General features: G+C 64.0%; 31 protein-coding genes. 23 read left to right on the forward strand and 8 right to left on the reverse strand.

Annotated features, from left to right (window positions below):
• Window positions 1-40: 40 nt before the first annotated feature.
• Window positions 41-532 (reverse strand): Lrp/AsnC family transcriptional regulator, encoded by a 492-nt coding sequence (locus NKI19_RS16240; protein ID WP_352489874.1) that lies wholly within the window; start codon window positions 530-532, stop codon window positions 41-43.
• 82 nt (window positions 533-614) lie between these two features.
• Between NKI19_RS16240 and ehuR the strand changes: the two genes are divergently transcribed.
• The 10 genes from ehuR (at window position 615) to doeB (ending at window position 10,319) form a co-directional block, all read left to right on the forward strand.
• Window positions 615-2,000, forward strand: coding sequence for a MocR-like ectoine utilization transcription factor EhuR (gene ehuR / locus NKI19_RS16245; protein ID WP_352489875.1), 1,386 nt, complete (start codon window positions 615-617; stop codon window positions 1,998-2,000).
• 122 nt (window positions 2,001-2,122) lie between these two features.
• Entirely contained in the window at window positions 2,123-2,908 is a 786-nt protein-coding gene (ehuA, locus tag NKI19_RS16250) for an ectoine/hydroxyectoine ABC transporter ATP-binding protein EhuA (RefSeq protein ID WP_023677199.1), read from the forward strand.
• 65 nt (window positions 2,909-2,973) lie between these two features.
• The gene (gene ehuB / locus NKI19_RS16255; RefSeq protein WP_352467666.1) at window positions 2,974-3,825 is read left to right on the forward strand and encodes an ectoine/hydroxyectoine ABC transporter substrate-binding protein EhuB; all 852 of its coding nucleotides are present in this window, start codon (window positions 2,974-2,976) and stop codon (window positions 3,823-3,825) included.
• A 172-nt stretch (window positions 3,826-3,997) separates the two neighbouring features.
• Entirely contained in the window at window positions 3,998-4,657 is a 660-nt protein-coding gene (gene ehuC / locus NKI19_RS16260; protein WP_352489876.1) for an ectoine/hydroxyectoine ABC transporter permease subunit EhuC, read from the forward strand.
• 16 nt (window positions 4,658-4,673) lie between these two features.
• Window positions 4,674-5,333 carry an ectoine/hydroxyectoine ABC transporter permease subunit EhuD gene (gene ehuD / locus NKI19_RS16265; RefSeq protein WP_352467665.1) on the forward strand — a complete coding sequence of 220 codons (660 nt, stop codon included), beginning with the start codon at window positions 4,674-4,676 and terminating at the stop codon, window positions 5,331-5,333.
• On the forward strand, window positions 5,330-6,103 hold the full coding sequence (eutA, locus tag NKI19_RS16270) for an ectoine utilization protein EutA (RefSeq protein ID WP_352489877.1): 774 nt from the start codon (window positions 5,330-5,332) through the stop codon (window positions 6,101-6,103). Before ehuD ends, eutA begins: the two co-directional genes overlap by 4 nt.
• A gap of 10 nt (window positions 6,104-6,113) precedes the next feature.
• Complete coding sequence (eutB, locus tag NKI19_RS16275) at window positions 6,114-7,106, forward strand: hydroxyectoine utilization dehydratase EutB (RefSeq protein ID WP_352565382.1); 993 nt, start codon at window positions 6,114-6,116, stop codon at window positions 7,104-7,106.
• Window positions 7,103-8,095: a cyclodeaminase gene (locus NKI19_RS16280; RefSeq protein ID WP_352489880.1), complete on the forward strand. Its 993-nt coding sequence runs from the start codon at window positions 7,103-7,105 to the stop codon at window positions 8,093-8,095. The genes eutB and NKI19_RS16280 overlap by 4 nt, the downstream gene beginning before the upstream one ends.
• 38 nt (window positions 8,096-8,133) lie before the next feature.
• A complete protein-coding gene (gene doeA, locus NKI19_RS16285; RefSeq protein ID WP_352489881.1) occupies window positions 8,134-9,312 on the forward strand; it encodes an ectoine hydrolase DoeA in 1,179 nt (392 codons plus the stop codon).
• A gap of 5 nt (window positions 9,313-9,317) precedes the next feature.
• A complete protein-coding gene (doeB, locus tag NKI19_RS16290; protein WP_352489882.1) occupies window positions 9,318-10,319 on the forward strand; it encodes a N(2)-acetyl-L-2,4-diaminobutanoate deacetylase DoeB in 1,002 nt (333 codons plus the stop codon).
• Window positions 10,320-10,322: 3 nt separating this feature from the next.
• Here doeB and NKI19_RS16295 read toward each other — a convergent pair whose 3' ends face one another.
• Complete coding sequence (locus NKI19_RS16295) at window positions 10,323-10,982, reverse strand: GntR family transcriptional regulator (RefSeq protein ID WP_352490107.1); 660 nt, start codon at window positions 10,980-10,982, stop codon at window positions 10,323-10,325.
• A 322-nt stretch (window positions 10,983-11,304) separates the two neighbouring features.
• Here NKI19_RS16295 and NKI19_RS16300 point away from each other — a divergent pair, with 322 nt between their 5' ends.
• The 10 genes from NKI19_RS16300 (at window position 11,305) to NKI19_RS16345 (ending at window position 20,392) form a co-directional block, all read left to right on the forward strand.
• Window positions 11,305-12,432 carry a BMP family ABC transporter substrate-binding protein gene (locus NKI19_RS16300; RefSeq protein ID WP_352489883.1) on the forward strand — a complete coding sequence of 376 codons (1,128 nt, stop codon included), beginning with the start codon at window positions 11,305-11,307 and terminating at the stop codon, window positions 12,430-12,432.
• Between the two features lie 20 nt (window positions 12,433-12,452).
• A complete protein-coding gene (locus NKI19_RS16305) occupies window positions 12,453-13,577 on the forward strand; it encodes an ABC transporter permease (protein WP_352489884.1) in 1,125 nt (374 codons plus the stop codon).
• Window positions 13,577-14,503, forward strand: coding sequence for an ABC transporter permease (locus NKI19_RS16310; protein ID WP_352489886.1), 927 nt, complete (start codon window positions 13,577-13,579; stop codon window positions 14,501-14,503). The genes NKI19_RS16305 and NKI19_RS16310 overlap by 1 nt, the downstream gene beginning before the upstream one ends.
• A gap of 14 nt (window positions 14,504-14,517) precedes the next feature.
• Window positions 14,518-15,219, forward strand: coding sequence for a biuret amidohydrolase (biuH, locus tag NKI19_RS16315; protein WP_292658819.1), 702 nt, complete (start codon window positions 14,518-14,520; stop codon window positions 15,217-15,219).
• 10 nt (window positions 15,220-15,229) lie between these two features.
• Window positions 15,230-16,762, forward strand: coding sequence for an ABC transporter ATP-binding protein (locus NKI19_RS16320; RefSeq protein WP_352489887.1), 1,533 nt, complete (start codon window positions 15,230-15,232; stop codon window positions 16,760-16,762).
• The gene (locus NKI19_RS16325; protein WP_352489888.1) at window positions 16,762-17,430 is read left to right on the forward strand and encodes a cysteine hydrolase family protein; all 669 of its coding nucleotides are present in this window, start codon (window positions 16,762-16,764) and stop codon (window positions 17,428-17,430) included. The genes NKI19_RS16320 and NKI19_RS16325 overlap by 1 nt, the downstream gene beginning before the upstream one ends.
• Window positions 17,423-17,773, forward strand: a complete 351-nt coding sequence (locus NKI19_RS16330) for a cupin domain-containing protein (RefSeq protein WP_352489889.1) — start codon at window positions 17,423-17,425, stop codon at window positions 17,771-17,773. The genes NKI19_RS16325 and NKI19_RS16330 overlap by 8 nt, the downstream gene beginning before the upstream one ends.
• On the forward strand, window positions 17,770-19,575 hold the full coding sequence (atzF, locus tag NKI19_RS16335) for an allophanate hydrolase (RefSeq protein WP_352489891.1): 1,806 nt from the start codon (window positions 17,770-17,772) through the stop codon (window positions 19,573-19,575). Before NKI19_RS16330 ends, atzF begins: the two co-directional genes overlap by 4 nt.
• A gap of 154 nt (window positions 19,576-19,729) precedes the next feature.
• Window positions 19,730-19,891 (forward strand): helix-turn-helix domain-containing protein, encoded by a 162-nt coding sequence (locus NKI19_RS16340; RefSeq protein WP_352489893.1) that lies wholly within the window; start codon window positions 19,730-19,732, stop codon window positions 19,889-19,891.
• Window positions 19,892-19,990: 99 nt separating this feature from the next.
• Window positions 19,991-20,392, forward strand: coding sequence for a hypothetical protein (locus tag NKI19_RS16345; protein WP_352489894.1), 402 nt, complete (start codon window positions 19,991-19,993; stop codon window positions 20,390-20,392).
• A 22-nt stretch (window positions 20,393-20,414) separates the two neighbouring features.
• Here the strand turns inward: NKI19_RS16345 and NKI19_RS32845 are convergent, their stop codons facing one another.
• Genes NKI19_RS32845 through cueR form a run of 3 tightly spaced genes read right to left on the reverse strand, consistent with a single transcriptional unit; the run spans window position 20,415 to window position 21,634 of the window.
• Window positions 20,415-20,657 (reverse strand): hypothetical protein, encoded by a 243-nt coding sequence (locus NKI19_RS32845; protein WP_502899295.1) that lies wholly within the window; start codon window positions 20,655-20,657, stop codon window positions 20,415-20,417.
• 24 nt (window positions 20,658-20,681) lie between these two features.
• A complete protein-coding gene (locus NKI19_RS16355; RefSeq protein ID WP_352489895.1) occupies window positions 20,682-21,239 on the reverse strand; it encodes a cytochrome c in 558 nt (185 codons plus the stop codon).
• Window positions 21,236-21,634 (reverse strand): Cu(I)-responsive transcriptional regulator, encoded by a 399-nt coding sequence (gene cueR, locus NKI19_RS16360; RefSeq protein ID WP_254819466.1) that lies wholly within the window; start codon window positions 21,632-21,634, stop codon window positions 21,236-21,238. The genes NKI19_RS16355 and cueR overlap by 4 nt, the downstream gene beginning before the upstream one ends.
• A gap of 268 nt (window positions 21,635-21,902) precedes the next feature.
• On the opposite strand from cueR, the gene NKI19_RS16365 reads away from it, so the two are divergent.
• The 3 genes from NKI19_RS16365 to NKI19_RS16375 are packed head-to-tail and all read left to right on the forward strand — an operon-like array spanning window position 21,903 to window position 24,897.
• A complete protein-coding gene (locus tag NKI19_RS16365) occupies window positions 21,903-22,970 on the forward strand; it encodes a type III polyketide synthase (RefSeq protein WP_352489896.1) in 1,068 nt (355 codons plus the stop codon).
• A complete protein-coding gene (locus NKI19_RS16370) occupies window positions 22,967-23,680 on the forward strand; it encodes a methyltransferase domain-containing protein (protein ID WP_352489897.1) in 714 nt (237 codons plus the stop codon). Before NKI19_RS16365 ends, NKI19_RS16370 begins: the two co-directional genes overlap by 4 nt.
• Window positions 23,677-24,897 (forward strand): NAD(P)/FAD-dependent oxidoreductase, encoded by a 1,221-nt coding sequence (locus NKI19_RS16375; RefSeq protein ID WP_352565381.1) that lies wholly within the window; start codon window positions 23,677-23,679, stop codon window positions 24,895-24,897. Before NKI19_RS16370 ends, NKI19_RS16375 begins: the two co-directional genes overlap by 4 nt.
• A 116-nt stretch (window positions 24,898-25,013) precedes the next feature.
• Here NKI19_RS16375 and NKI19_RS16380 read toward each other — a convergent pair whose 3' ends face one another.
• From NKI19_RS16380 to NKI19_RS16390, 3 genes are all read right to left on the reverse strand, one after another.
• On the reverse strand, window positions 25,014-25,178 hold the full coding sequence (locus NKI19_RS16380; RefSeq protein ID WP_352565380.1) for a hypothetical protein: 165 nt from the start codon (window positions 25,176-25,178) through the stop codon (window positions 25,014-25,016).
• Window positions 25,179-25,296: 118 nt separating this feature from the next.
• Window positions 25,297-25,863: a hypothetical protein gene (locus NKI19_RS16385; RefSeq protein ID WP_352489899.1), complete on the reverse strand. Its 567-nt coding sequence runs from the start codon at window positions 25,861-25,863 to the stop codon at window positions 25,297-25,299.
• Window positions 25,860-26,597, reverse strand: a complete 738-nt coding sequence (locus NKI19_RS16390) for a DsbA family protein (RefSeq protein ID WP_352565379.1) — start codon at window positions 26,595-26,597, stop codon at window positions 25,860-25,862. The genes NKI19_RS16385 and NKI19_RS16390 overlap by 4 nt, the downstream gene beginning before the upstream one ends.
• Window positions 26,598-26,599 lie beyond the last annotated feature (2 nt).

Raw genomic sequence — 26,599 nt, forward strand, 5'->3', positions numbered from 1 at the left:
AGCGACCAATCTCCTAGACCTGTGGTCCGAGAGATCGACCTCACGACGACGCCGGCAACAGGTCGGCCACCGGCAGCACACTCTCCTCCTTCACCGTCTTGGTGACGATGTAGGTGAAATAGCGGTCGATGCCGATCTCGCGACCGAGCAGGGTGTCGACCAGCCGCTGATAGGCGTCGATGTCGCGCGCCATGACTTTCAGCAGGTAATCGACGCCGCCGCCGACAGACCAGCATGCGACGATCTCGCGGATGTCGCGGATGACGCGCTCGAAACGGTCGAAATCGGCCTGGCGGTGGCTGGCAAGCGTCACCTCCATCAGCACGGTGGCGACCGGCGCGATGGCGCGCATGGCGATCCTGGCGTGATAGCCCGAAACGATGCCGGCCTTTTCCAGCTTGCGCAGCCGCATCCAGCACGGCGTCGGCGACAGGCCGACTTTCTCGGCCAGCGCCAGCTTGGTGATGCGCCCGTCGCGCTGGATGGCGTCGAGGATTTTGAGATCGATCGGATCGAGTTTCGCTGCAGCCATGACCGTCCACTTCCACTGCCCGACACCATGACGGCGCATTATTTCGATTGTCAATTGCACTGATTTCGATCTCTAATAAGTCATGACATTTTGGCGACCAGATCCCGCTCTTATCCGGCGGCCGGCCTATCAATCGCTCGCCGACCAGTTCGCGCGCGCCATCCATGACGGGCGCCTGGCCAATGGCGCTCGGTTGCCGACGCACCGGCAGCTCGCCGACGATCTCAAACTTTCCGTGCAGACGGTCAGCCGCGCCTATGAGGAGCTGATCCGCCGCGGGCTGGTGTCCGGTGAGGTCGGCCGCGGCAGCTTCGTGCAGACGCAGCGCCGCGAGCCGGAGCCGCCCTATCTGCCGGAGCGGCTGGGCGAGGTCATCGATCTCTCCATCCTGAAGCCGGTCTGCGAACCGATGCATCTGGAGCGGCTGAGGCAGGCGCTGGGCTGGCTCGCCGAAAACCTGCCGTCGAGCTCGGCACTGTCGTTCAGGCCGAACATGGTGTTCCCGCGCCACCGCGCGGTGGGTGTCGAGTGGCTACGCCTCTGCGGCCTCGACGTGTCGCCGCAGAACATCAGTCTGACCAACGGCGCCACCGCAGGGATGACAGTGGCGCTGATGAGCGTGGCGCCGCCCGGCTCGACCGTCGCCACCGAGGCGATCGGCCACCATACGCTGATCCCCCTGGCGCGCTATCTCGGCTTCAATCTCGAGGGTTTGCCGATCGACGACAATGGGCTGATCCCGGAAGCCCTCGACGAGGCCTGCCGGCTGTCCGACATCCGCGCCGTGTTCGTGCAGCCCTCGGTGATCAACCCTACGGCCACTCTGATGGACGCCGCCCGGCGCGAACAGATTGCTGCCGTTGCGCGCAGGCATGATATCGCCATTATCGAAAACGACGTCCTCGGCCCACTGGTCGAGGACCGGCCGCCGCCGGTCGCGGCGTTTGCACCCGAGCGCACGCTCTACGTCACCTCCTTCACCAAGATCGTGGTGCCGGGCCTGCGCATCGGCTATCTCGCGGCGCCCGATCGTTATGTCGCCGCGGTGGCCAACCGCCACCTCGTCTCGAACTGGATGGCGACGCCGCTGGTGGCCGAGATCGCCACCAAATGGGTGACCGACGGCACCGCGATGGAACTCGTGCGATGGCAGCGCGTGGCTTTGCGGCGGCGTCTGGACATCGCCGCCGAGGTGCTTGCCGGAGTGGACTATCGCGCTCATCGCGACGGGCTGCATGTCTGGCTGCAACTGCCGGATGACCGCGGCGAGGAAAGCTTTGTTTCCCAGGCCCGCCTGCAGGGCGTGGCGATCGCGCCCGGCACGTCGTTTCGCATTTCGCAGACGCCTTGGCATCCGGCCGTGCGGATCTCGCTTGGCTCGACCACGGAGGGGGAACTGCGTGCCGGTCTCGGCGTTGTCACCAAGCTGCTGCTCGGCGATCCCGAGCATCTCCTGCTTGCGATCTAGGCAACAAATGGCGGGCAATTGTGCGGAGTCCGAAATATTGTCATGATATTATTTTCTTGATTGACATGATTTGCCGCGATCCGCATCGTTAAAGGCATCGCTTCTCCAGCACGGGAAATTCATTGTCGGCGCCCATCATCAAGATCGACGGCATTTCGAAAAGCTTCGGCACCTTCAAGGTGCTGGACGGCCTCTCGATGCAGGTCATGCCCGGCGAGAAGCTGGCACTGATCGGCCCGTCGGGTTCCGGCAAGACGACGATCCTGCGCATCCTGATGACGCTAGAGCGTATCGACAGCGGCCACATCCAGGTCGACGGCGAACAGCTGTACCACATGGAGCGCAACGGCCGGCTGCTGACGGCCGATGAACGGCATTTGGCAAAGATGCGCCAGAAGATCGGCATGGTCTTCCAACTGTTCAATCTGTTTCCGCACAAATGCGTCATCGACAATGTGACGCTGGCACCGATGCTGACCAAAGGCGTGCCGCGGGCCGCCGCCGAGAAGCGGGCGATGGAGCTGCTCGACATGGTCGGCATGGTCGACAAGGCCAAAGCGATGCCGGCGCAGCTTTCCGGCGGCCAGAAGCAGCGCGTCGCGATTGCCCGGGCGCTGGCGCTGTCGCCGAAGATCATGCTGTTCGACGAGGTCACCTCGGCGCTCGACCCGGAACTCGTCGACGAGGTGCTCAACGTCATGCGCAAGCTCGCCGCCGAGACCGACATGACCATGCTGCTGGTCACCCACGAGATGGGTTTCGCCCATGACTTCGCCGACCGGGTGCTGTTCTTCGACCGTGGCAGAATAGTCGAGGAGGGCAAGCCCGACGAGATTTTCCGCCATCCCAAACAGGAGCGCACGCAAGGTTTCCTGAAGAAGATCATTGCGGCCGGACATCGGGTCTGACTGCCATGCGAGGCGGCGACGCCTCAAGCAAGCCAAGAAGACAGACAAACAAGGAGTTGGGAACAATGAAGAAATTTGCCATTTTGGCCGGCGTCGCCGGTGTCGCGCTGACGGCGGTGCTGGCCGCCTCGACGCCCGGCTCTGCCGATGACAGCAAGCTCGAAGAGCTCAAGGCGCAAGGCTTTGCCCGCGTCGCCATCGCCAACGAGCCGCCCTATACGGCGGTCGCTGCCGACGGCAAGGTTTCGGGTGCGGCGCCTGACGTTGCCCGTGAAATCTTCAAACGCCTTGGCGTCAACGACATCGTCGCCTCGATCTCGGAATATGGCGCCATGATCCCCGGCTTGCAGGCCGGCCGTTTCGACGTCGTCACCGCCGGCCTGTTCATGAAGCCGGAACGTTGTGCTGCGGTCGCCTATTCGGAACCGGTGCTGTGCGACGCCGAGGCGATGCTGGTGAAGAAGGGCAATCCGAAGGGCTTCAAGAGCTACGAGGATGTCGCCAAGGACACCAGCGCGACCATCGGCGCGCCGGGTGGCGGCACCGAGGAAAAGCTGGCGCTCACCGCAGGTGTGCCGCGCGAGCGCGTCATCGTCGTGCCGGACGGCCAGAGCGGCCTGAAGATGCTGCAGGACGGCCGCATCGATGCTTATTCACTGCCCGTGCTGTCGATCAACGACCTGGTCAAGAAAGCCAATGATCCGAACCTCGAAGTCATCGCGCCGGTGGTCGGTGCGCCGGTCTATTGCGACGGCGCGGCCTTCAAGAAGGGCGACGAAGCGCTACGTGATGCCTATGATGTCGAGCTGGCGAAACTGAAGAAGTCCGGCGAGTTCGCCAAGATCATCGAGCCCTACGGCTTCTCGGCGGCGGCGGCGATGTCGACAAGCCGCGACAAGCTCTGCTCGGCGAAGTAAAAAGTGCCCCTCACCCTCACTTCTCCCCGTCAAAAACGGGGAGAGGGGGTGCCAACGCTGGAGCTTCACCCTTCTCCCCGTCCCTATGACGGGGAGAAGGGTGCCGGCAGGCGGATGAGGGGCGGCGCCGGCGTTCTGTAATGATCACCAAGCGAGGAAACGCTTAGCCCCAATGACCCAATGGTCCGGCTATTTCGGCCTGATTTTGCAAGGAGCGCTTGTCACCATCGAATTGACGTTGATGGGGTCGGTGCTTGCCTTGGTCATGGCCTTTCTTGCCGGGCTGGGGCGGCTGTCGCGGTTTTTCGTGCTACGCGCGCTGGCCACGGCCTATATCGAGTTCTTCCGCGGCACCTCGATCTTCGTGCAGCTGTTCTGGGCTTATTTCGTGCTGCCTTTTGCCGGCATTTCGCTGACGCCGCTGCAGGCCGGGGTGCTGGCGCTGGGCCTCAATGTCGGGGCCTATGCAGCGGAAGTGGTGCGTGGCGCCATCAAGTCTATCGGCCGCGAACAATATGAGGCCTGCACCGCGCTCAATCTCGGCCGCTGGCAAGCCATGCGCCATATCATCCTGCCGCAGGCGCTTCTGGTGATGCTGCCTACCTTCGGCAACAACGCGGTCGAGCTGCTCAAGGCCACCGCCGTCGTTTCGCTGATCTCGCTCGCCGACCTGACCTTCCAGGCGCAGGTGGTGCGCTCGCAGACCGGCAATACACTGGTGCCGTTCAGCACCATCCTCGTCATCTATTTCGTGCTGGCGCTGCTCATCTCATGGGGCGTGCGGTCGCTGGAACGCCGGATGGCGCGCGGCCTCGACGGGGTGCGCGTCTGATGGATCGGGCCTGCTAATGGAATGGGATTGGGATTTTGTCCGGCAGATCCTGCCGACGCTGATCGAGGGGGTGAAGATCACCATCCTGGCGACGCTGCTCGGCTCGGTGCTGGCGGCCATCGTTGGGCTGGGCATCGCGTTGGCGCGCCGGTCACCGAACAGGGCTCTGTCACGCACTGTCGGGTTCCTTGCCGAGTTCATCCGTGGCACGCCGCTGTTGGTGCAGCTCTATTTCATCTTCTACGTGCTGCCGGATTTCGGCGTCCTGTTGCCGCCGCTGGTGGCGGGCGTCATCGGTCTCGGGCTGCATTACGGCACTTACACGGCCGAGGTCTACCGCGCCGGCATCGATAATGTTCCGCGCGGTCAGTGGGAAGCGGCCAAGGCCTGCAACCTGAACGCCACGCAGACCTGGACACACATCATCATTCCGCAGGCGATCCCGCCGATGATCCCGGCGCTTGCCAATTATTTCATCGCCATGTTCAAAGAGACGCCGCTGCTGTCGGCGATCACCGTGCTGGAACTGATGAACCAGGCCAAGAGCGTCGCCAATACCTATTATCGGTATATCGAACCGATCACCTTGGTCGGCGCCTTCTTCCTCGCCATCAGCCTGTTCTCGGTGGTGCTGCTGCGCTGGCTGGAACACCGTTATGGGCGGATCGAACGATGAGCGCTGCACTCGATATTCGCCTCCACTCGGCCCGGCCGGCGCTCGATGCGCGTCCGCTGGAAAAGCGGGTCGGCCTGATCATCCTCGCAACCGACCATACGAGCGAACCGGATTTTCACCGCATGGTGGCAAGCGATCATATCGGCGTCTATGTCGCGCGTATTCCCTACGCTAACCCGACGACGCCGGACAATTTGCGCAAGATGCAGCCGTCACTGACGGCCGCTGCGGCCCTGATCCTGCCCGACGAGCCGCTCGATGCGATCTGCTATTCCTGCACCTCGGCTTCTGTCGTGATCGGCGATCCCGAAATCGAGGCGGCGGTGCAGGCCGCCAAGCCCGGCGTGCCGGTGGTCACGCCGCCGATGGCCGCGGTGCGCGGCCTGAAGGCGCTGGGCGCCAGGACGATCAGCATCCTCACTCCCTATACGGTCGAGACCAGCCGGCCGATGGCGGCCTATTTCACCGAGCATGGATTCGAAATCGTCAGCTTCACTTGCCTCGGCTTCAAGGACGACCGCGAGATGGCGCGGATTGCACCGAAATCCTTGGTCGATCTGGCCCGCGAGATGACGGCCCCGCAGGCCGACTCGCTGTTCGTGTCCTGCACGGCGCTGCGGTCGGCGGCGGCAGTTGTCGGCACGGAAGAGGCTATCGGCCGCCCCGTCGTCACCAGCAACCAGGCGACGGCCTGGAATTGCCTGCGGCTCTGCGGAGATGAGATGTCGCGCCCTGAATTCGGCCGTCTGATGACGCTGCCGTTGAACTGATTGCAGAGCCATGACCACGTCCAGGATAGGCCTCTCCGATATCCGCGCCGCGCGCGAGCGCATCGCGGGCAAGGTCGAGCGTACGCCGACCGTCACTTCCCGGAGTCTTTCCCAGCACTTGGGCGAGCCTGTTTATCTCAAGCTCGAACATCGGCAGACCACCGGCGCCTTCAAGCTGCGTGGTGCCTCGAACGCTATCGCCTCGCTGACAGAAGAGGAGAGGGCGCGTGGCGTCGTCGCTGCCTCGACCGGCAACCACGGCCGGGCGCTTGCCTATGCCGCTCAACTGCAAAGTATCCACGCGACGATCTGCATGTCGCGGCTGGTGCCGCAGAATAAGCTTGACGAAATCGGCCGGCTCGGCGCCGAGATCCGCATCGTCGGCAACAGCCAGGACGATGCGCAGCAGGAGGTCGAGCGGCTGGTCGCCGAAAACGGGCTGATCATGCTGCCGCCTTTCGACCATCCCGCCATTGTCGCCGGGCAAGGCACGCTCGGGCTGGAGATCATCGAACAGGTTCCTGATGCCGCCCTTGTGCTGGTGCCGCTTTCCGGCGGCGGGCTGGCGGCTGGCGTTGCCGCTGCCGTCAAGGGCGTCAGCCCGGCGACGAAGGTGGTGGGCGTTTCAATGGCGCGTGGTGCGGCGATGAAGGCAAGCCTCGATGCCGGGCACCCGGTGCTGGTCGAGGAACTGCCGACGCTGGCCGACTCGCTTGGCGGCGGCATCGGCCTCGACAACCGGCTGACCTTTTCCATGTGCCGCGACCTGCTCGACGATGTGATCCTGCTCGGCGAGGACGAGATCGCCACCGGCATCCGCCATGCCTATGAGCAGGAGCGCGAGATCGTCGAAGGCGCCGGCGCGGTCGGCATCGCGGCCGTGCTTGCCGGCAAGGTCAAGGCGAATGGCCCGACGGTGCTCGTTCTGTCCGGCCGCAACATCGACATGACACTGCACCGCAAGATCATCTGCGGCGAAGCAATTGCGGAGAGCGCAGCATGAGCCGTATGACGATCCTCACCGAAGCCGAATTGCGCAAGATCGTGAAGCTCGATCTCGATGCCGTCGCCTGCGTCGAGAACGCGTTCCGGGCGCTCGCTACCTTGCCGGTGGCGATGCCGCCGATCCTGCGGCTCGACATTCCCGAGCATCGCGGCGAGGTCGACGTCAAGACCGCCTATGTGCCGGGCATCGATGGTTTTGCGATCAAGATCAGCCCCGGCTTTTTCGATAATCCCAAGCTCGGCCTGCCCAGCGTCAATGGCATGATGGTGTTGCTGTCGGCGAAAACCGGTCTGGTCGAGGCGCTGCTGCTCGACAATGGCTATCTCACCGACATCCGCACGGCCGCCGCCGGCGCGGTCGCCGCCAAACATCTGTCGCGGGCGGACTCTTCCATTGCCGCGATCTTCGGCGCCGGTGTTCAGGCTGGACTGCAGCTCGAGGCGCTGATGCTGGTGCGGCCGATCACCGAGGCTCGCATCTGGGCAAGGGATGCCACCAAGGCCGAAGCCGCGGCGGACGCATTGTCCGAAAGACTGGGCATCGCCGTTCACGCCGAACCGGACGCGGCAAAGGCTGCGGCCGATGCCGACATCATCGTCACCACGACGCCGTCGACCGAGCCACTGATCAAGGCCGGCTTCGTCTCCGCCGGCCAGCACATCACCGCGATGGGCTCGGATGCCGAGCACAAGAACGAGATCGCGCCGGCGATCCTGCGCATGGCCGATCTCTACGTCGCCGATAGCGCCAAGCAGACGCGGCGGCTGGGCGAACTGCACCATGCTATCGCGGCGGGCGTGATGGCGGCCGATGCCGAGATCACCGAGCTTGGCCACGTCATCGCCGGCGAAAGGCATGGCCGGCGTTCGGACAGCGACATTACCATCGCCGACCTGACCGGCACCGGCGTGCAGGACACGGCAATCGCCACGCTCGCCCGCGACCGTGCGCGTGCGGCCAAGACCGGTACGATTTTCGAAAGCTGATGCTGGCCGCAAGGCCCAACAAACGAGGACCAAGAACAATGCAGCCCAGTTTGAAATTCTCGCGCGGCGAATATGCGGAGCGCCTCGCCAAGACGCGGAAGTCGATGGAGGCCAAGGGCGTCGATCTGTTGATCGTCAGCGATCCGTCCAATATGGCCTGGCTGACCGGCTATGACGGCTGGTCGTTCTATGTGCACCAGGCCGTCATCGTGCCGCCGTCGGGCGAGCCGGTGTGGTACGGCCGCGGCCAGGACGCCAACGGCGCAAAGCGCACCGCCTATCTCGCGCACGACAACATCGTCGGCTATGCCGACAACTACGTGCAGTCGACCGAGCGCCATCCGATGGATTTTCTGTCCAGCGTGCTCTCCGATCGCGGCTGGGGGAAGCTCAGCATCGGTGTCGAGATGGACAATTACTGGTTCTCGGCCGCTGCGTTCGCATCGCTGCAGAAGCACTTGCCCAATGCTCGCTTCGTCGATGCCACTGCACTGGTCAACTGGCAGCGCGCGGTGAAGAGCCCGACCGAAATCGACTACATGCGCAAAGCCGCCCGCATCGTCGAAGCGATGCACCAGCGCATCGTCGACAAGATCGAGGTCGGTATGCGCAAATGCGACCTGGTCGCCGAGATCTACGATGCCGGCACGCGCGGCGTCGACGGCATCGGCGGCGACTATCCGGCGATCGTGCCGCTGCTGCCGTCGGGCGCCGACGCATCGGCGCCGCATCTGACCTGGGACGACCGGCCGATGAAATCGGGCGAGGGCACCTTCTTCGAGATTGCCGGCTGCTACAACCGCTATCACTGCCCGCTTTCCCGGACCGTGTTCCTCGGCAGACCGACGCAGGAGTTTCTCGACGCAGAAAAGGCGACGCTGGAAGGCATGGAGGCGGGGCTCGCCGCGGCCAAGCCCGGCAATACGTGCGAGGACATCGCCAACGCCTTCTTCGCGGTGCTGAAGAGGTACGGCATCGTCAAGGACAACCGCACCGGCTACCCGATCGGGCTTTCCTATCCGCCGGACTGGGGCGAACGCACCATGAGCCTGCGTCCCGGCGACCGCACCGAGCTGAAGCCCGGCATGACCTTCCATTTCATGACCGGCCTGTGGCTGGAGACGATGGGGCTGGAAATCACCGAATCCATCCTGATCACCGAGACAGGGGTCGAGTGCCTTGCCAATGTGCCGCGCAAGCTGGTGGTGAAGAATTGAGCCCGATGTCCCAGCTTCGCCCATCACCGATTACGCCGACGGTCGATTTCGAGCGCGACGGCGTGCAGCACGGTTTCCTGCGGCTGCCTTACAGCCGCGACGATTCTGCCTGGGGATCGGTGATGATCCCGATCTGCGTCATCCGCAACGGCAACGGGCCGAGCGCGTTGCTGACCGGCGGCAATCATGGCGACGAGTACGAGGGGCCGCTGGCGCTGTACGATCTCGCCCGTACGCTCGATCCGAAGCAAGTCAGCGGCACGGTCATCATCGTGCCGGCGATGAACTATCCGGCGTTCCGCGCCGGCACGCGCACCTCGCCGATCGACAAGGGCAATCTCAACCGCAGCTTTCCCGGCCGGCCCGACGGCACGGTGACCGAGAAGATCGCCGACTTTTTCCAGCGCGAACTTCTGCCACGCACCGACATCGCGCTCGATTTCCACTCCGGCGGCAAGACGCTCGACTTCGTGCCGTTCTGCGCCGCTCATATCCGGCCCGACAAGGTGTTGGAGGAGAAAGGGTTCGCTGCGGTCGAAGCGTTCTCGGCGCCCTGGTCGATGAAGATGCTGGAGATCGACGCGGTCGGCATGTTCGACACCGCCGCTGAGGAGATGGGCAAGCTGTTCATCACCACCGAGCTCGGCGGCGGTGGGACTTCGCGCGCGGAAACGGTGCGGATCGCGCGTCGCGGCGTGCTCAACGTGCTGCGCCATGCCGGCATCGTCGCCGGCGCGGTCGAGATGCAGCCGACCCGCTGGCTCGATATGCCGTCGGGCGATTGCTTCTCGTTCGCCGAGGACGACGGGATGATCGAAACCATGATCGATCTCGGCGAGCCGGTGGCGGAAAACCAGGTGGTGGCACGCATCCATTCCGTAGGCCGCACCGGCGGCGCTCCGCAGGAGATCCGGGCCAAAATGTCCGGTCTGTTGGCGGCGCGCCATTTTCCGGGGCTGGTCAAGGCCGGCGACTGTGCCGCCGTGGTCGCCGTGTTGGTCGATTGAAGGTCAGGAAGCCGATGTCGGGAACGGCTCGGCCTTGCCTTTGGGGCGCTCGCCGATGGCAAAGACGGCGCTCGCCTCGCTGACGATCGAGACATGATCCTTGGCGGCTGTTCCGGCCGCAGCACTGTCGCCGCGCATGATTGCGGTGACGATGGCGTCATGCTCCTGCCAGGACTGGGCCAGCCGCCCGGGCAGCATGAATTGCGCGCGCCGGAACGGCGCCAGGCGGCCGCGGGTCATGACAGTCAACTCATAAATGTGCTTGCTGTGCGCGCCGCGATAGAGCCGGGTGTGGAACTCGGTGTTGAAAAGCTCATACTCTTCTTCGGCCCCGAGTTGCACCAAGCGCGCCGAGGCCTGGTGCTCGGCCTCCAGCGTGCGGCGTTCGCCGGCCGTCATGCGCTCGGCCGAGAACCGCGCGCAGATCGCTTCAAGCTCGGCCATGCTTTCGAACATCGAGGCGAGGTGCTCCTGTGTCACCACGGCGACGGTGGCGCCACGGTTCGGCCGCCTTTCGACCAGTCCCATGGCGCTGAGCCGGCTGAGCGCTTCCCTGATTGGCGTACGTGAGACATCGAAGCGGGCGGCGAGCGAGGCCTCGTCGAGCTTTTCGCCTGGGCGCAGGAAGCCGGTGACGATCCGGTCGCTGATCGCCCTCACCATCTGATCGACGGTCGTGCCCGACCTGATCAAATTGCGCTTTCCCGACACGTCTCCTCCGTCCAGTCTTTTCGCTAGAGCCGTAAGCCACTCACCGGCCTCGATTCCTCCGCAGCTCTGTATGCCTATGTTTTAGCCTTCATGTCAAACTGGCGATTTTGGAGGCAAAAAGTGTATGCAATTGCTCCGGCTTTGTGCAGCCAACATCGACACACTCATTGATATTGCTGAATAAATCCTGCTTCTGAAACTGGCACGCTGATTGCATACACTTCTTTCATTGAGGTGTTAACCGGCCCCAAAGGCCCCACAGAGGGAGCATTCAATGTCCGAGAGATTCATGCTTAGCCGCCGCGACCTGCTCAAGACCTCCGCCGCCGGAGCGGCGCTCGGCCTTGCGTCCGCATCGTTTCCGATCAGCAGGGCCTTCGCCGCGACGGCCACCGTCGGCTTCATCTATGTCGGGCCAAAGGACGATTACGGCTACAACCAGGCGCATGCCGAAGGCGCCGCCACGCTGAAGGGGATCGAAGGCATTTCCGTCGTCGAGGAGGAGAACGTGCCGGAGACGGTCGACGTCCAGAAGACGATGGAATCGATGATCAATCTCGACGGTGCGTCGCTGATCTTCCCGACCTCGTTCGGCTATTTCGATCCGCACATGCTGGCCATGTGCGCGAAATTCCCCGACGTGCAGTTCCGCCATTGCGGCGGCATGTGGAACAAGGACAAGCATCCGATGAATGCCGGTTCCTATTTCGGCTATATCGGCATGGGCCAGTATCTGAACGGCGTCGTCGCCGGCCACGCCAGCAAGACCAAGAAGCTCGGCTTCGTCGCGGCAAAGCCGATCCCGCAGGTGTTGCTCAACATCAATTCCTTCCTGCTCGGCGCGCGCTCGGTCGACCCGACCATCACCTGCCAGGTGATCTTCACCGGCGAGTGGTCGCTGGCGGTCAAGGAGGCCGAGGCCACCAACGCGCTGGTCGACCAGGGTGCCGACGTCATCACCTGCCATGTCGACAGCCCCAAGGTGGTGGTCGAGACGGCGGCCGGACGTGGCGCCTTCGTCTGCGGCTATCATGCCAACCAGAGCTCGCTGGCGCCGGAAAAATACCTGACCGGCGCGGAATGGAACTGGGCCAAGGTCTACAAGATGTTCGTCGACGATCTGGTGGCCGGCACACCGCTGCCCAATTTCACGCGCGGCGGCCTGGCCGACGGCTTCGTCAAGATGAGCCCGCTCGGCCCCGCTGTTGGCGCCGCCGCCCGCAAGCAGTTCGACGGCACGCTGGCCGAAATGATGAAAGGCGGCTTTTCCGTCATCAAGGGTCCGCTGAAGAGCAACAAGGGCGTCGTCGTCGCGACCGAAGGCCAGGCCTTCGTCGAGACCGCGCTCGAACTCGAAAGCATGGACTACCTCGTCGAGGGCGTCGTCGGTTCGACCGCCTGAACCGGATCGGAGACGGGGCCATGGCAGACACGGTCAGCACTGCGGGCGCGCCGGCGCTGTTTGGCGCCAGGAATTATCCGGCGGCGCTCGAATGGGCGGCGCGGCGGGCGGAAGCCTTCGTCATACCGCTCGTGGCGCTGATCGTCGGCATGGCGCTGTTCAGCGTGTTCATTGCGCTGGTCGGCAAATCGCCGGTGCAACTCTACGAGACGATGTGGCGCGGCGGCTTCGGCTCGTGGTTCTCGATCCAGAACTCGCTGTCGCGGGCAGCACCGCTTTTGCTGGCAGCGCTCTGTGTAGCGCTGCCGGCACGGCTCGGCCTCGTCGTGATCGGCGGGGAGGGCGCGATCGTGCTGGGCGGCGTTGCCGCCGCCGCCATCGGCGTCGCGGCGAATGGCGCGCCGGCTTTTCTGGTCATCCTGCTGATGGGCGTGGCGGGCGTGGTCGCCGGTGGCATCTGGATCGGTGCCGTCGGCGCACTCCGCCACTACCGCGCCGTCAACGAAACCATCTCCAGCCTGCTGATGGCCTATATCGCCATCGCGTTGATGAACCATCTTGTCGAAGGGCCGCTGCGCGATCCGGCCTCGCTCAACAAACCCTCGACCGAGCCGCTGGTGGATGCCTACCGCATCGGCAACATTCCAGGCATGGACGTGCACTGGGGCCTGGTCGTCGGCATTCTCGCCTGCGTCCTGTCCTGGCTGCTGATCGAAAAGACGCGCTGGGGCTTTGCCGCCCGCATCGCCGGCGGCAATGTCAGGGCGGCCCAGGTGCAAGGGCTTGCCGTCGGGCCGCTGATCGTCGGCTTCACCGGGTTGGCCGGCGGCTTCGCCGGGCTGGCCGGCATGCTGGAGGTCGGCGCCGTACAAGGCAGCGCCAACGCCTCGCTCGCCGCCGGCTATGGCTATACCGGCATCCTCGTCGCCTTCCTCGCCCGCCACAATCCGCTCGCCATCATTCCGGTCGCTTTCCTGCTCGGCGGCATCGGCGCTTCCGGCGGGCTGATCCAACGCCGCATGGACCTACCCGACGCCACCGTGCTGGTGCTGCAAGGCATGCTGTTCGTGGTCATCCTGTTCAGCGAAACCTTTTACGGCCGCTTCAAGGTCTTCAATCCCGATCTGTGGAAGAGGGGTTCCTGATGGACGCGACCGAGATCGGCCTGTGGGGCGTGCCGCTCGCCATTCTCGGCGGCGCCATCCGCGTCTCGACGCCCTTCATCTTCGTCTCGCTCGGCGAAGCCATCACCGAGCGCTCCGGCCGCATCAATCTCGGCCTCGAAGGCACACTGGTCTTCGGTGCCATGACCGCCTACGCCGTCGCAGTGATGACCGGCTCGCCATGGCTCGGCCTGCTGGCCGCCGCAGGTGCCGGTCTTTGCTTCGGCCTGTTCCACGGCTGGATCTGCAAATTCCGCGGGGTGAACGACATCGCCATCGGTATCGCACTGATGCTGTTCGGCTCGGGTCTCGCCTTCTTCTTCGGCAAGCCGTTCATCCAGCCCTCGGCGCCAGACCTGCCGGCTATCGCCTTCGGTGGCTGGTCGGATATCCCGCAGGTGCAGGCGGCGCTCAACGTCAACGTGCTGTTCCTGATTGGTGCGGCACTTGCCGTGTTTCTATGGTGGGCCTTCCGCAACACGCGCGCCGGCCTGATCGTGCGGGTGGTCGGCGACAGCTCCGATGCGGCGCGCGCCATGGGCCTCAATCCCAACACCGTGCGCCTGCTTGCGACAGGCGTGGGCGGCGCGCTCGCCGGCATCGGCGGCGCCTATCTGTCGCTCTACTACCCCGGCAGCTGGACCGAACGCATTTCGTCGGGACAGGGGCTGATGGCGGTGGCGCTGGTCATCTTCGCGCGCTGGAATCCGCTTGGCTGCTTTGCGGCGGCACTGTTGTTCGGCGGCGCCGGCGCGTTAGGCCCGGCACTGCAATCGGTCGGGGTGACGCAGGGCTACTATCTCTTTTACGCCGCGCCTTACATCCTCACGCTCATCATCATGATCGCCACCTCGTCGCCGAGCCGCTCGCTTGCCGGCGCGCCGGGCGAATTGTCGATCACCAAATGACTGGAGTTTTTCCGATGAACGCCAGAGCCGAGATCACCCAGCGCTACATCGACGCCGACCCTTATCCATGGCCCTATAATGGCGAGCTTCGGCCGGACAATACGGCGCTGATCATCATCGACATGCAGACCGATTTCTGCGGGCCGGGCGGCTATGTCGATCATATGGGCTACGATCTTTCGCTGGTGCGGGCGCCGATCGAGCCGATCAAGTCGGTGCTCGCAGCCATGCGGGCCAAGGGCTACACCATCATCCACACGCGCGAGGGCCACCGGCCCGATCTCGCCGACCTGCCGGCCAACAAGCGCTGGCGCTCGCGCCGCATCAATGCCGGCATCGGCGACCCCGGACCTTGCGGTCGCATCCTGGTGCGCGGCGAAGCCGGCTGGGACATCATCCCCGACCTCTATCCGGCGGCGGGCGAACCGATCATCGACAAGCCGGGCAAGGGCTCGTTCTGCGCCACCGACCTGGAGCTGATCCTGCATCAGCGCGGCATCGAAAACATCGTGCTGACCGGTATCACCACCGATGTCTGTGTCCACACGACGATGCGCGAGGCCAACGATCGCGGCTTCGAATGCGTGATGCTGGAGGATTGCTGCGGCGCGACCGACTACGGCAACCATCTCGCTGCGATCAAGATGATCAAGATGCAGGGCGGCGTGTTCGGCGCGGTGTCGAATTCGGCATCCTTCGTAGCGCAGCTGCCGTGAGGACACGATCTTGAGTGGAAGCATCGGCAAGAAAGCCGTCGGCGTCGAGACCATCGGCATGACCATGCGCTTCGGCGCCTTCACCGCGCTGGACGACGTCTCGATCAAGGTGCCGGCGGGATCGTTTCATGCGCTGCTCGGCGAAAACGGCGCCGGCAAATCGACGCTTGTCAAATGCATGATGGGTTTTTACCACCCGACCTCGGGCGACATGCTGGTCGATGGCCGCGAGGTCGCGATCGCCAGCCCCAAGGATGCGTCGGCGCTCGGGCTCGGCATGGTCTACCAGCATTTCACGCTCGTCCCGTCGCTGACCGGCGCGGAGAACCTGGTCATTTCGCGCGAGAAGGTGCCGGGCGTCATCGACTGGCGCAAGGAGCGCGCCGCACTTGCGCAATTCATGCAGCGCATGCCGTTCAAGCTGACGCTCGACGTCAAGGTTGCCGAGCTTGCCGCGGGCGAGAGGCAGAAGCTCGAAATCATCAAGCAGCTCTATCTCGGCCGCAGTTTCCTGGTGCTCGACGAGCCGACTTCGGTGCTCACTCCCGGCGAGGCGCAGGAGGTGCTTGGCCTGGTGCGCGACATGACCAGGACAAGCGACCTCACCGTGCTGATGATCTCGCATAAATTCCACGAGGTGACGGCCTTTGCCGACGACATCACCGTGCTGCGCAAGGGCAGGCTGACCGGAACCGGCAAAGTCTCGGAGCTTTCGCACAAGCAGATGGCGGCGATGATGATCGGCGACCAGCCGATTGCAGCACTCGACAGCCGCGCGCCGGTGCCGGCCGGCGCCAGGCAGGTGCTGACGGTAAAGTCGCTGAAGGCGCCTGACCGCACCGGCTTGAAAACCATCGACATCGGCGAGCTCGATGTGAAGTCCGGTGAGATCGTCGGCGTCGCCGGCATCTCCGGCAACGGCCAGAAGGAGTTTCTCGAAGTCCTTGCCGGGCAGCGGACGCGCAATGGTGGCGACGTTCTGGTGAAAGGGTCGCCCTACGGCGCCAGCCGCAGCGAGGCGCGCACGCTCAACGTCCGCTTCATTCCGGAGGAGCCGCTGCGCAATGCCTGCGCGCCGAAGATGACGGTGGCGGAAAACATGGCCTTCCGGACCTTCGACCTCAACGAGGCCGGCAAGCCGATCAACTGGATCAGGATGAGCACGATCAGGGACTACGCGGCTCGTTTGGTCGAACAGTTCAAGGTCAAGACGGCGTCGCTCGCTTCGCCGATTTCGTCGCTGTCTGGCGGCAATGTGCAGCGCGCGGTGCTGGCGCGGGAACTGACCGGCGAGGTCGATTTGCTCATCGTGTCGAACCCCTGCTTCGGCCTCGACTTCTCCGCCGTCGCTGAAATCCGCGCCCGCATCATGAAGGCGCGCAATGCCGGCGCCGCGGTGCTTTTGATGTCGGAGGACCTCGACGAGCTGCTCGAGCTTTCGGACCGCATCTTCGTCATGTCGGACGGCGCGCTGGTCTACGAGACGCCGATCGCGCAGGCGAGCGTGCAGACGATCGGCGAGCACATGGCGGGACATCACTGATGGCGGAGATCGAGGCGCTGCCGTTTCCGTTCGCCTTCAAGCCTGAGGCGATAGCGCTGGTCGTCATCGACATGCAGCGCGATTTCGCTGAACCCGGCGGCTTCGGCGCCAGCCTCGGCAACGACGTCAGCCGGGTCACGGCGATCGTCCCGACGGTGAAGAGACTGATCGAGGGGTTTCGCGCCGCCTGCCTGCCGGTGATCCACACGATGGAGTGCCACAAGGCAGATTTTTCGGATCTGCCGCCGGCCAAACGCAATCGCGGCAATCCGTCGATCCGCATCGGCGATGTCGGGCCGATGGGCCGTGTGCTGATCGTCGGCGAACCGGGGACGGCGATCCTCGATGAACTTGCCCCCTTGCCTGGCGAGATCGTCATCGAAAAGCCGGGCAAGGGCGCGTTCTATGCCACCAGCTTCGGCGACGACCTGAAGCGGCTCGGCGCACAGCAACTGGTTTTTGCCGGAGTGACGACGGAGGTCTGCGTGCAAACGACGATGCGCGAGGCCAACGACCGCGGTTATGAATGCCTGCTGGCAGAGGACGCGACGGAGAGCTATTTTCCGGAGTTCAAGGCGGCCGCGCTGGCGATGATCAGGGCGCAGGGCGCCATCGTCGGCTGGACCGCGACGACGGACCAGGTGCTCGAGGGGATTGCCAATGCCTAACCTTGCCTTTGCCGGCCTTCTCAATGGTGGCTGGCGCGATCTGGCGTTCGAGCATTTCCGCGATGGCATTGCGGCGCACTGGCTGCTCAAGGGTGGACCGACGGAACCGTCGGTCGCGATCCTGAACTACCGGCCCGGCGCCGGCGTGCCGCGTCATCGCCATGCCGGGCTGGAAACGATCCTTGTGCTGGAAGGCACCCAGAGCGACGAGAACGGCGATCATGCCGCGGGCAGCCTGATCCTGAACCCGGTCGGAACCGAGCATTCGGTGTGGACAAAAGACGGCTGCGTCGTACTCATCCAGTGGAACCTGCCGGTAGTCATTCTGGGCGAGGCCAAATGAGCGACATCCGCTTCGATATAGCGAGCTTGCACGCTGCCTATCAGGCCGGCGTCAGCATCGGCGAAGTGATCGATACGGTCCATGCGCGGCTCGCGGCGGCCGATGACCCCGGCATCTTCATCCATCTGGCGAGCAGGGCGGAGATGCTGGCCGAAGCAGAAAAGCTCGGCCCGTTCGACCCCGTGGCAAAGCCGCTGTGGGGCGTGCCATTCGCGGTCAAGGACAACATCGATGTTGCCGGCATGCCGACCACGGCCGGCTGCGCCGAATATGCCTACCTGCCGGCGAAAGACGCCACCGTCGTCGCGCGGCTCAAGGCCGCCGGCGCACTGGTCGTCGGCAAGACCAATCTCGACCAGTTCGCCACCGGCCTGGTCGGTGTGCGCACGCCCTATCCGATCCCGAGGAATGCGATCGACCCGAAACTTGTGCCGGGCGGCTCTTCATGCGGCTCGGCCGTCGCGACGGCGCGTGGCATCGTCTCGTTCGCGCTCGGCACCGACACCGCCGGTTCGGGGCGCATCCCCGCCGGCCTCAACAACATCGTCGGGCTGAAGCCGAGCGTCGGCGCGCTGTCGGCCACCGGCGTCGTGCCGGCCTGCCGCACGCTCGACTGCGTCTCGGTCTTTGCGCTCACCGTCGACGACGCCTACCACGTGTTCGAGGCGGCGGCGGCAAAGGACGACGCCGATCCCTATTCGCGTGACCTCGGCGTCCAGGGCCTTGCGCGCCCACCCGTGCTGACTGTCGGCGTGCCGGCCAGGGCCGACTGGACCTTTTTTGGCGACCAGGCGATGCAGGCGGGCTTCGAGGCCGCCCTTGCCTCGCTGGAGACGCTGGGCTGCAGGCTGGTCGAAATCCCGTTCGGCGATTTCTACGCCACGGCCAATCTGCTTTATGAAGGCGCCTGGGTGGCCGAGCGTTATGCTGCGATCAAGGACTTCATGGACGCCAACGAGGCCGCCATGCATCCGGTGACGCGACAGATCATCGGCGGCGCGCGAAAACTTTCCGCCGCGGACGCCTTCAACGGGCTCTACGCCTTGCAGGCCTACAAGGCGAGGCTGGCGCCGGTCGTCGCCTCGGTCGACCTATTCTGTGTGCCGACCGCGCCGACCCATTACACGGTTGAAGCGGTGTTGGCTGACCCCATCGTCACCAACAGCCGGCTCGGAACCTATACCAATTTCGTCAATCTGCTCGACATGTGCGGCATTGCCGTGCCGGCCGGAATTCGTAGCGACGGTTTGCCGATGAGCGTCACCTTGCTTGCCGCGGCCGGCAAGGACCATCTGACGGCGTCGCTTGCGCGCGATGTCCATGCGGCAAGCCGCCTTGCGCTGGGCGCCACCATCTGGCCGCAGCCGCCGAGTGGCGATGTTTGCGTGGACGTCGATGAAGGCACGATCGAGCTGGCCGTGGTCGGTGCGCATCTATCGGGAATGGCGCTGAACGGCCAGCTGCAGCAGCTCGGCGCAAGTTTCGCCCGGGCTGCAAGAACGGCGCCGCTCTATCGGCTTTACGCGCTTGCCGGCCAGTCGGTGCCGCGGCCGGGGCTAGAGCGCAGCTGCAACGGCAAGGGCATAGCGATCGAGGTCGAAGTCTGGCGGCTGTCGCCGCAAGCGTTCGGCCGCTTTGTTGCCGCGATCCCGCCGCCGCTCGGCATCGGCACGCTTCTGCTCGATGACGGAACTTCGCCGAAAGGCTTCCTCGTTGAAAGTGCCGGCCTTACCGATGCAGAGGAGATTTCGCATTTCGGCGGCTGGCGCAATTTCATGGCGGCTCAGCTGCAGCGGAGCTGACGACAAAGAATGCCGGTCGCATGCGCGGCGAACCCGGAAGCGCCTGGACGGCGGCGGACCAGCTTCGTGTTGCCGGCCCTCGGCCCCTCGCAGATCCGGCGGTTATTCCAGGTTATTCCAAAAGAATCTGCGGACACGCCCGCACCAGTGGCTGATGCGTGAGCGGCTGATGCAGGTGCAATCGCTGCTGGTGCGGAGCAACCGTAAGCTGACCGAGGTCGCCGAGGCCTGCGGTTTCTGCGACGTCTGTCATTTCGGGCGCGAGTTCAAGCGCTCAGTGGGATATCGCCGGCCGCATGGCGCCGCATCGAGTTAAGCGCCGGGCCGGGACATTAGGTCGACGGCCTAGGTCATATAATGATAAATGGACTGACTGCTTGCGACCACTCGTTGACCGTCATCCGCCGGAGGCCTCTTGGTTCTGTATATACCGTTGCCCTTAGACACGCCAATCAGAAGCAGCGTCAGCGACCTCATCAGCCTTCGCTCTGACGGCAACGCGATTTTGGCGACGTTCATCGTGCCACACGATAAAACCAAGGCGCTTCGTGTCCACTTTCATGCCAGCTATGTTATGAGAATGTGCGACGAGCACGTCTTGAACCTCGAGGATCTGCCAATAACCCGACAAGGGCTGATTGGGGAGCATTTTCTCTATCAGGTCGAAGGTGCTGACTTTCTACTCCATCAACCCGCGATTAAAGACAGCTATCGGGGAGCGAAACACTTTCGCTGCGTGACTGGATCGACCTGTCTGGACGTCGTCGCAGATGACCCGCCGACTGTGATGTTGGTCTCGCGTGACAGCGCGAACTGATCGCGTCCGTTCAGCTTCGCTCTTAAAGCCGCATTGAGAACGTCCGGTCCCACCACTTTGCCGACATTGGACTTTTATTGTCGCCCTGGAACGACGCGCGTCCTGTCGCTGTCCCGAACAGTGTTACGAAAAGCAGCAAGCCGCGCGTTGTGCCGCCATCGCCATCGATCGTGTCAACGGCTGAGAACAGGTGGTCACGCTCGATCAGCCAAGGCTTGTAGTCCAGCGCCGCACCCGACCAAGCAGCCATCCGGTCCTGCAGCAATATATCTCGCGGATCGGTGGGCTTTCACATGGTCCTTTGCCGGAACTTGGAATGGCAGCTCGAGCAATCCTGCAAGATGAGATGCAGGAGGTGCTCCGCCGGCAATTTAGTGGGATCGGCTTCCGCGAGTGATGGTCGCTTGCCAAGCAGGCTGCCACCGCCCATTGCCAGGCCGGAACCCATTCTCATATCGTCGGTGATGCGAGGCTGCGCCCGCTCGGCGTCGGAGGCCAGGGCGCTGGCCAGCGTCCCGATATGACGAGCCAGTGCTTCGAACTCCGCGCGGGCGGGGTCGATATCCGGCTTGGCGCCTGAAGGCGCACCCAATGTCGCGCTGGGGAATTCGGCAATCAAGGCAGGGCCGGTGCGGGCGCGGATGGTCTCGGCCGCCGCCTTGTAAGCCGCGGCGTCGTACGCCCGCTTGCCGTCGAACATCCCGGCGATCGTCTTCGCGGCGGCGGCCATCTCCTTCATCGACGCCTGGCGAGCCTCGATGACCGCATCACGGCTCGAATGGGCGGCAGCGAGCACGACAGAGACGCAGGCAAGCGACAGCACCGTGACAGCGGCTGCGAGCCTCACTGGGCCACGCCTTGTCCCGCCAGCTCGTCGATGATCGGGCAATCCGGCCGCTCGTCGCCGTGGCAGTGACTGACCAGATGGTGGAGCAAGCCGCGCAATCCGACCAGTTCGGCGATCTTCCTGTCGATCTCCACCAGCTTGGCTTTCGCGATCGCCTTCACGTCGGCGCTGTCACGTTCCCTGTCCTGGTACAGCGAGAGCAGCTGGCGGCATTCGTCGACCGAAAACCCCAGGCTTCGCGAGCGCTGCAGGAAACGCAGCCGGTGAATATCGGCCGTCGAGTAATCGCGATAGCCATTGTCGGTCCGGGCCGGGTGCAAGAGCCCGATATCCTCGTAGTAACGGATCGTCTTGGCCGGCAGGCCGGATTTCTCGGATGCGACGCCGATGTTCATGGCGGAAATCTCCTTTGTCGGAAGAAATAGACATTCCAGTAGATGGAAGGTCAACCTGATGTGGCGATTTTGGATGCCCGACGCAACCGCCCGCCCGCTCCAACCGTTTGCCTGCCAACAGCGCACACTGAACCTTCGGGAAGAAATCAGTTCTCGGAAACGTTTACCGAACAGTGCTCAAAACCCGGCGTTCGACACCGGGTACCGATGAGCAACCCCTCCGGCGGTGGCCCGACGCTACACCGTGCAGACGCCGAGGAGACAGAACATGCCCGTCAAGGCCTATATCAACCGGATCGCGACAGCGGTGCCGGAGCACGAGGTTCATCAATTCTACCTGCGTTTCGCGGCCTCCATGCTCGCGGCCGATCGCCGGAGGATATTCGAACGCATGGCCGATCTTGCCGGCATCGAGCACCGCTATTCCTGCTTTGCGCCGGCGTCCGATCCCGAAGGACCATCCGCCGACCTGGCCGGGACCTTTATCCGCGGCGCGTTTCCCGGAACGGCGATGAGAATGGCGATGTTCGACGATGCCGCACCCGTTCTGGCGCAAAAGGGCATCGACGGATTGCAGCTTGGCGACGACGCTTCCCGCATCACCCATCTTATCGTCACCACCTGCACCGGTTTTTCAGCGCCGGGCATCGATCTCGAGCTGGTTGCGCGTTGCGGCCTGCCGGCCAGCGTGGAACGCACGATGATCGGGTTCATGGGTTGCTATGCGGCGATCAACGGCCTCAAATTGGCCCGCCACATCGTCCGCTCCGAGCAGCAGGCCAAGGTACTGCTGGTCAATATCGAGCTCTGCACGATGCATCTGCGCGAAACCACCGAGCTGGAAAGACTGCTGTCGTTCTGCCTCTGGGGAGACGGCTGTGCGGCTGCGCTCATCACTGCCGAGCCGGCCGGCATCGAGCTCGATAGCTTTCACTGCCTGGTGGCGAGGGAACGGCGGGACCTGATGCGTTGGAACATTCGCGACCACGGCTTCGAAATGGTTCTTTCCGGCCAGGTGCCGGCAGCGATTCATGAAGCGTTGCGGAGCAACCAGGCCGCCATCCTCGGCGGTCGATCGGCGGAAGACATCGACCTTTGGGCCGTGCACCCAGGGGGACGTTCGGTGCTCGACGCCGTCGAAAGAGCGCTGGAACTGGAACCCACCGCGCTGGAAGCGTCGCGCGAGGTGTTGCGCCGGTATGGGAACATGTCGTCTGCGACCGTCATGTTCGTGATGAAAGAGATGTTGAAGGCGGCACCCGGCCTGCTCGGCTGCGGCATGTCGTTCGGTCCCGGGCTGACGGCCGAAACCATGCTCTTTCGAACCGTGTCATGAGCGGCCTGGAGCACCGGCAGCTTGCGCCGGAAATCCTCGACGGCCTTGCGGCCGACGATCCGCGAGCGCTGACCGCGCGCCGCGACCTTCGGCGCATCAATATGCTGATGTTTCAGGTGCCGATCATGACGTCGTTGCTCAAGAGGTTTGTGCCAAAGCCGCCACGCCGCATTCTGGAGATCGGCGCCGGCGATGGCTCCTTCATGCTGGCGGTCGCGCGGCGCATGGCCAGGCATTGGTCCGGGGTCGAACTGGTAATGCTCGACCGCGTCGACCTCGTCACTGCGCAATTGCGCAGTGATTTTGACAGGTTGGGATGGAGGGCCGAAGGCGTCGCCGCCGATGTCTTCGACTGGGCAGGAAAGATCGAGGGCGCACGGTTCGACGCCGTCACCGTCAATCTGTTCCTGCATCATCTCGATGACGCACAGCTCGTGCGCCTGTTTTCGCTGATCAGGCCGAAAGCCCCGTTGCTCATCGCGACAGAGCCGCTGCGGGCGAAACTGGCGCTGGCAGCGATCCGACTTCTGCCGGCAATCGGCGCCAACGACGTCACACGAAACGACGCGGCGCAAAGCGTGCGTGCCGGCTTTCGCGGCAGCGAGCTTTCCAGCCTCTGGCTTGCGGCCAACGGCAAACCGGTCGAGGAACGACGCGCCGGTCTGTTTTCCCACATCTTCGTCGGCGCCAGCGCCAGTGTCGAGCCATGACCGGATTGTCGACCCATGACGCGATCGTCATCGGTGCCGGCCCGGCGGGCACCTCCGTCGCGCTCACGCTGGCCCGGCGCGGATGGGCCGTGGCGATTGTGGAAAAGACCGCGTTCCCGCGCCGCAAGGTCTGCGGCGAATACATCTCGGCAAGCAATCTTGCGCTTCTCGACCGGCTGGAGATCGGCGATGCCTGGCGCGCCAATGCCGGCCCCGAAATCCGCCGCGTCGGCTTGTTTTCCGGCGAGACCTGCGTCGAGGCGGCAATGCCACGTGCAGAGGCTGGGCTTCGTGCAAAAGATAGCTTCGGCCGGGCGCTCGGCCGCGACATTCTCGACTCTCTGCTTTTGCTGGCGGCGCGATCGGCGGGTGTCGAAATCTTTCAGCCCTGCCGCGCCGTCGCCATCCACCGGGATGGCGAGATGCAACGGGTGCAAATTCAGGCCGGAGATGAAACGGCGATGTTGCGTGCACCGGTGATTGTCGCCGCACACGGCTCCTGGGAACCCGGACCATTGCCCAGCCAGCTCGCAAAGACCAATAGGCCGTCGGACCTGCTCGGCTTCAAGGCGCATTTCACCGGGTCGTCGCTCGCGCCGGATTTGATGCCTCTGCTGGCCTTTCCCGGCGGCTATGGCGGCATGGTTTCGGCCGATCATGGCCGCTTGTCGATCTCGTGCTGCATTCGCCGCGATATGCTCGCGCGGTTGCGTAAACAACATGGCCCCAGACACCGGAGCCATGTGTCGGCCGCCGATGCGGTCTCCCGCCATGTCGTGGACTCATGCCGGGGCGCGAGAGACGCCCTGGAACCGGCGCTTCTCGACGGTCCGTGGCTTGCCGCAGGTCCGATCCGGCCGGGAATTCGCGCCTGCTACGAAGGGGACATCTTCCGCGTCGGCAATGCGGCTGGAGAGTCTCATCCTGTCATCGCCGAGGGCATCTCGATGGCGCTTCAGTCCGGCTGGCTGCTGGCTTGCGAACTCGCATCCGCGCCAAGTGGCCGGGCGGGGCGCGAGGCCGCCGCCAGACGCTATGAGGTGGCCTGGAAAAGACTGTTCTCGACACGGGTCCACGCCGCCGCGGCCCTTGCCGGAACTGCCCTTCGCCCCGGCAGCGCCACCTTGATGGCGGCGATCGTCCGGAATTTCCCGCAGGCACTGACATTGGGCGCGCAACTGAGCGGCAAGACCAAGCCGGTTCCAGGCCTTGCCTGACGAGGGTGGGGCGTCGTGCTGCGCTGGTTCGCCTTACATGCCACCGCCACAGATGGCAGCGGTTGCCCCTTCTCCCCGGAATTTGCCATCACATAGTCGTATACCTGACTACGACTTCAGGTTCGCAGGTATTTGACCAGCGCTGCAATCGCGAGCAAGAGCGCGACGAACACCAGGACCCAGACGAGCGCCATGCCGCCCATCATCCATGTACCCATTGGACCATTCATCATTGCCATCACCTTTACGGTCAGTGAAGGCCCGCCTTCGTCGGTAAGCATCGGCGACTGCGAAGGCAATTAGCTCGCCGGGGAATTCGGTCAAGACGACGAGGAAACCCGATCGGCCGCCCTGCCGCCGTGTCCTGCCAACCGGAGTGTCCACCACGTCCTGGTCGTCTTACAAACCTCCGCCGCAGCCGTCCGAGAGATCCCAGACGTCGACGACCTGCTTGCCGGTGAAACCGTGCTCGCGGATCAGGAACTTCGCCAATCCCCCATACACTTTCCAGCGCCAGCATGGGCAGCAGCATGGGCCTTTCTCGTTGGAATTGGCCATCGCATAGTCATAGGCCTGCTGCTCGTCGCCGGAGAGTTTCACATCGTAGTAGGGCAGCATCTTCTGTGCGATGCCGGCCGGAATGTCGTACGGATCGCTGGGGATCATCGCGATCTCCCGGTACTTGGCCAGGCCGCTCACTTGCTCGGCATAGCGCTTCGTCTCCATAGGGCTGCAGCACGAGCCCGTGATCCGCGACATCGCCGGCATGGTGGCGATGGACTCCGTGAACTTGGCCGAACACGTGCTGTTGCCGTTCTGGCTGAGATATTTGAAACGGCGCACCAGATCGGAATCCTCCGCGGCGATCGCCAAATCCGGCCTCTTGAGCAAGCCGACGACCGCAGCGACGCCAAAGGCGCTGCCCAGAACAACCGTCCGCCGGGTTGGGTAGCATATCCGGCTCATTTGCTGTTCCTCGCCTGCTCGATCAGTTTCTTCATCGTTGCCAGGTCGGTCGCGCCGGGGAAAATCTGCTCGCCAACGACGAAGCTTGGCGTTCCGCTGATCTTCAGCGCCTGGGCCAGTTGCGTATTCCTGTCGATCGACGCCTGGATATCGGGCCGCTGCATGTCGGTCTTCATTTTAGCCACGTCGAGCCCGACGTCGGCAGCGACCTTCAGCACGACCGCTTCGGTCACCCGCGTCTTCACCGCATACAAGGCCTTGTGGAATGCCATGTACTTGCCCTGGCGCACTGCGGCGAGAGCCGTCTTGGAAGCAAATACGGAATCCGTGCTGAGGATCGGGAATTCCTTGTAGACGATCTTGAGCTGCGGATCGTCGGCCATGGCTTGCGCGATGATCGGCGCAACTTGCCGGCAATAGGGGCAGTTATAGTCAAAGAACTCGACCATGGTGACGTCGCCTTCGGCGTTGCCGCCGACCGGGCTCGCCGGGTCCCGGAAAATCTCGTCGGCCCTGGCCGCCAGGGCGGCTTTCGCCTCTTTTGCCGCGGCCTCGCGCTGGCGGGCATCGAGGCTCTGCAGCGCCTCCATGACGACCTCGGGATGCGCCAGGATATAATCGTGGACGCGCTGGTCGAACTGGTCCTGGGACATCTCGCCCGCGGCGATCGCCTGGTTGGGGAGACCGAGCGCAAGCCAGATCGTCGCGCTGGCCAGCGTTAAGGCACGGGCCATTT

This window comes from Mesorhizobium sp. M0751 (assembly GCF_040320265.1).
Taxonomy (GTDB): Bacteria; Pseudomonadota; Alphaproteobacteria; order Rhizobiales; family Rhizobiaceae; genus Mesorhizobium.

Coding starts and splice junctions, on each gene's coding strand:
- NKI19_RS16240 (WP_352489874.1), bottom strand. CDS start 532: ATGGCTGCAGCGAAACTCGATCCGATCGATCTCAAAATCCTCGACGCC.
- ehuR (WP_352489875.1), top strand. CDS start 615: ATGACATTTTGGCGACCAGATCCCGCTCTTATCCGGCGGCCGGCCTAT.
- ehuB (WP_352467666.1), top strand. CDS start 2,974: ATGAAGAAATTTGCCATTTTGGCCGGCGTCGCCGGTGTCGCGCTGACG.
- ehuC (WP_352489876.1), top strand. CDS start 3,998: ATGACCCAATGGTCCGGCTATTTCGGCCTGATTTTGCAAGGAGCGCTT.
- ehuD (WP_352467665.1), top strand. CDS start 4,674: ATGGAATGGGATTGGGATTTTGTCCGGCAGATCCTGCCGACGCTGATC.
- eutA (WP_352489877.1), top strand. CDS start 5,330: ATGAGCGCTGCACTCGATATTCGCCTCCACTCGGCCCGGCCGGCGCTC.
- eutB (WP_352565382.1), top strand. CDS start 6,114: ATGACCACGTCCAGGATAGGCCTCTCCGATATCCGCGCCGCGCGCGAG.
- NKI19_RS16280 (WP_352489880.1), top strand. CDS start 7,103: ATGAGCCGTATGACGATCCTCACCGAAGCCGAATTGCGCAAGATCGTG.
- doeA (WP_352489881.1), top strand. CDS start 8,134: ATGCAGCCCAGTTTGAAATTCTCGCGCGGCGAATATGCGGAGCGCCTC.
- doeB (WP_352489882.1), top strand. CDS start 9,318: ATGTCCCAGCTTCGCCCATCACCGATTACGCCGACGGTCGATTTCGAG.
- NKI19_RS16295 (WP_352490107.1), bottom strand. CDS start 10,982: ATGGTGAGGGCGATCAGCGACCGGATCGTCACCGGCTTCCTGCGCCCA.
- NKI19_RS16300 (WP_352489883.1), top strand. CDS start 11,305: ATGTCCGAGAGATTCATGCTTAGCCGCCGCGACCTGCTCAAGACCTCC.
- NKI19_RS16305 (WP_352489884.1), top strand. CDS start 12,453: ATGGCAGACACGGTCAGCACTGCGGGCGCGCCGGCGCTGTTTGGCGCC.
- NKI19_RS16310 (WP_352489886.1), top strand. CDS start 13,577: ATGGACGCGACCGAGATCGGCCTGTGGGGCGTGCCGCTCGCCATTCTC.
- biuH (WP_292658819.1), top strand. CDS start 14,518: ATGAACGCCAGAGCCGAGATCACCCAGCGCTACATCGACGCCGACCCT.
- NKI19_RS16325 (WP_352489888.1), top strand. CDS start 16,762: ATGGCGGAGATCGAGGCGCTGCCGTTTCCGTTCGCCTTCAAGCCTGAG.
- NKI19_RS16330 (WP_352489889.1), top strand. CDS start 17,423: ATGCCTAACCTTGCCTTTGCCGGCCTTCTCAATGGTGGCTGGCGCGAT.
- atzF (WP_352489891.1), top strand. CDS start 17,770: ATGAGCGACATCCGCTTCGATATAGCGAGCTTGCACGCTGCCTATCAG.
- NKI19_RS16340 (WP_352489893.1), top strand. CDS start 19,730: ATGCGTGAGCGGCTGATGCAGGTGCAATCGCTGCTGGTGCGGAGCAAC.
- cueR (WP_254819466.1), bottom strand. CDS start 21,634: ATGAACATCGGCGTCGCATCCGAGAAATCCGGCCTGCCGGCCAAGACG.
- NKI19_RS16365 (WP_352489896.1), top strand. CDS start 21,903: ATGCCCGTCAAGGCCTATATCAACCGGATCGCGACAGCGGTGCCGGAG.
- NKI19_RS16370 (WP_352489897.1), top strand. CDS start 22,967: ATGAGCGGCCTGGAGCACCGGCAGCTTGCGCCGGAAATCCTCGACGGC.
- NKI19_RS16375 (WP_352565381.1), top strand. CDS start 23,677: ATGACCGGATTGTCGACCCATGACGCGATCGTCATCGGTGCCGGCCCG.
- NKI19_RS16380 (WP_352565380.1), bottom strand. CDS start 25,178: ATGCTTACCGACGAAGGCGGGCCTTCACTGACCGTAAAGGTGATGGCA.
- NKI19_RS16385 (WP_352489899.1), bottom strand. CDS start 25,863: ATGAGCCGGATATGCTACCCAACCCGGCGGACGGTTGTTCTGGGCAGC.
- NKI19_RS16390 (WP_352565379.1), bottom strand. CDS start 26,597: ATGGCCCGTGCCTTAACGCTGGCCAGCGCGACGATCTGGCTTGCGCTC.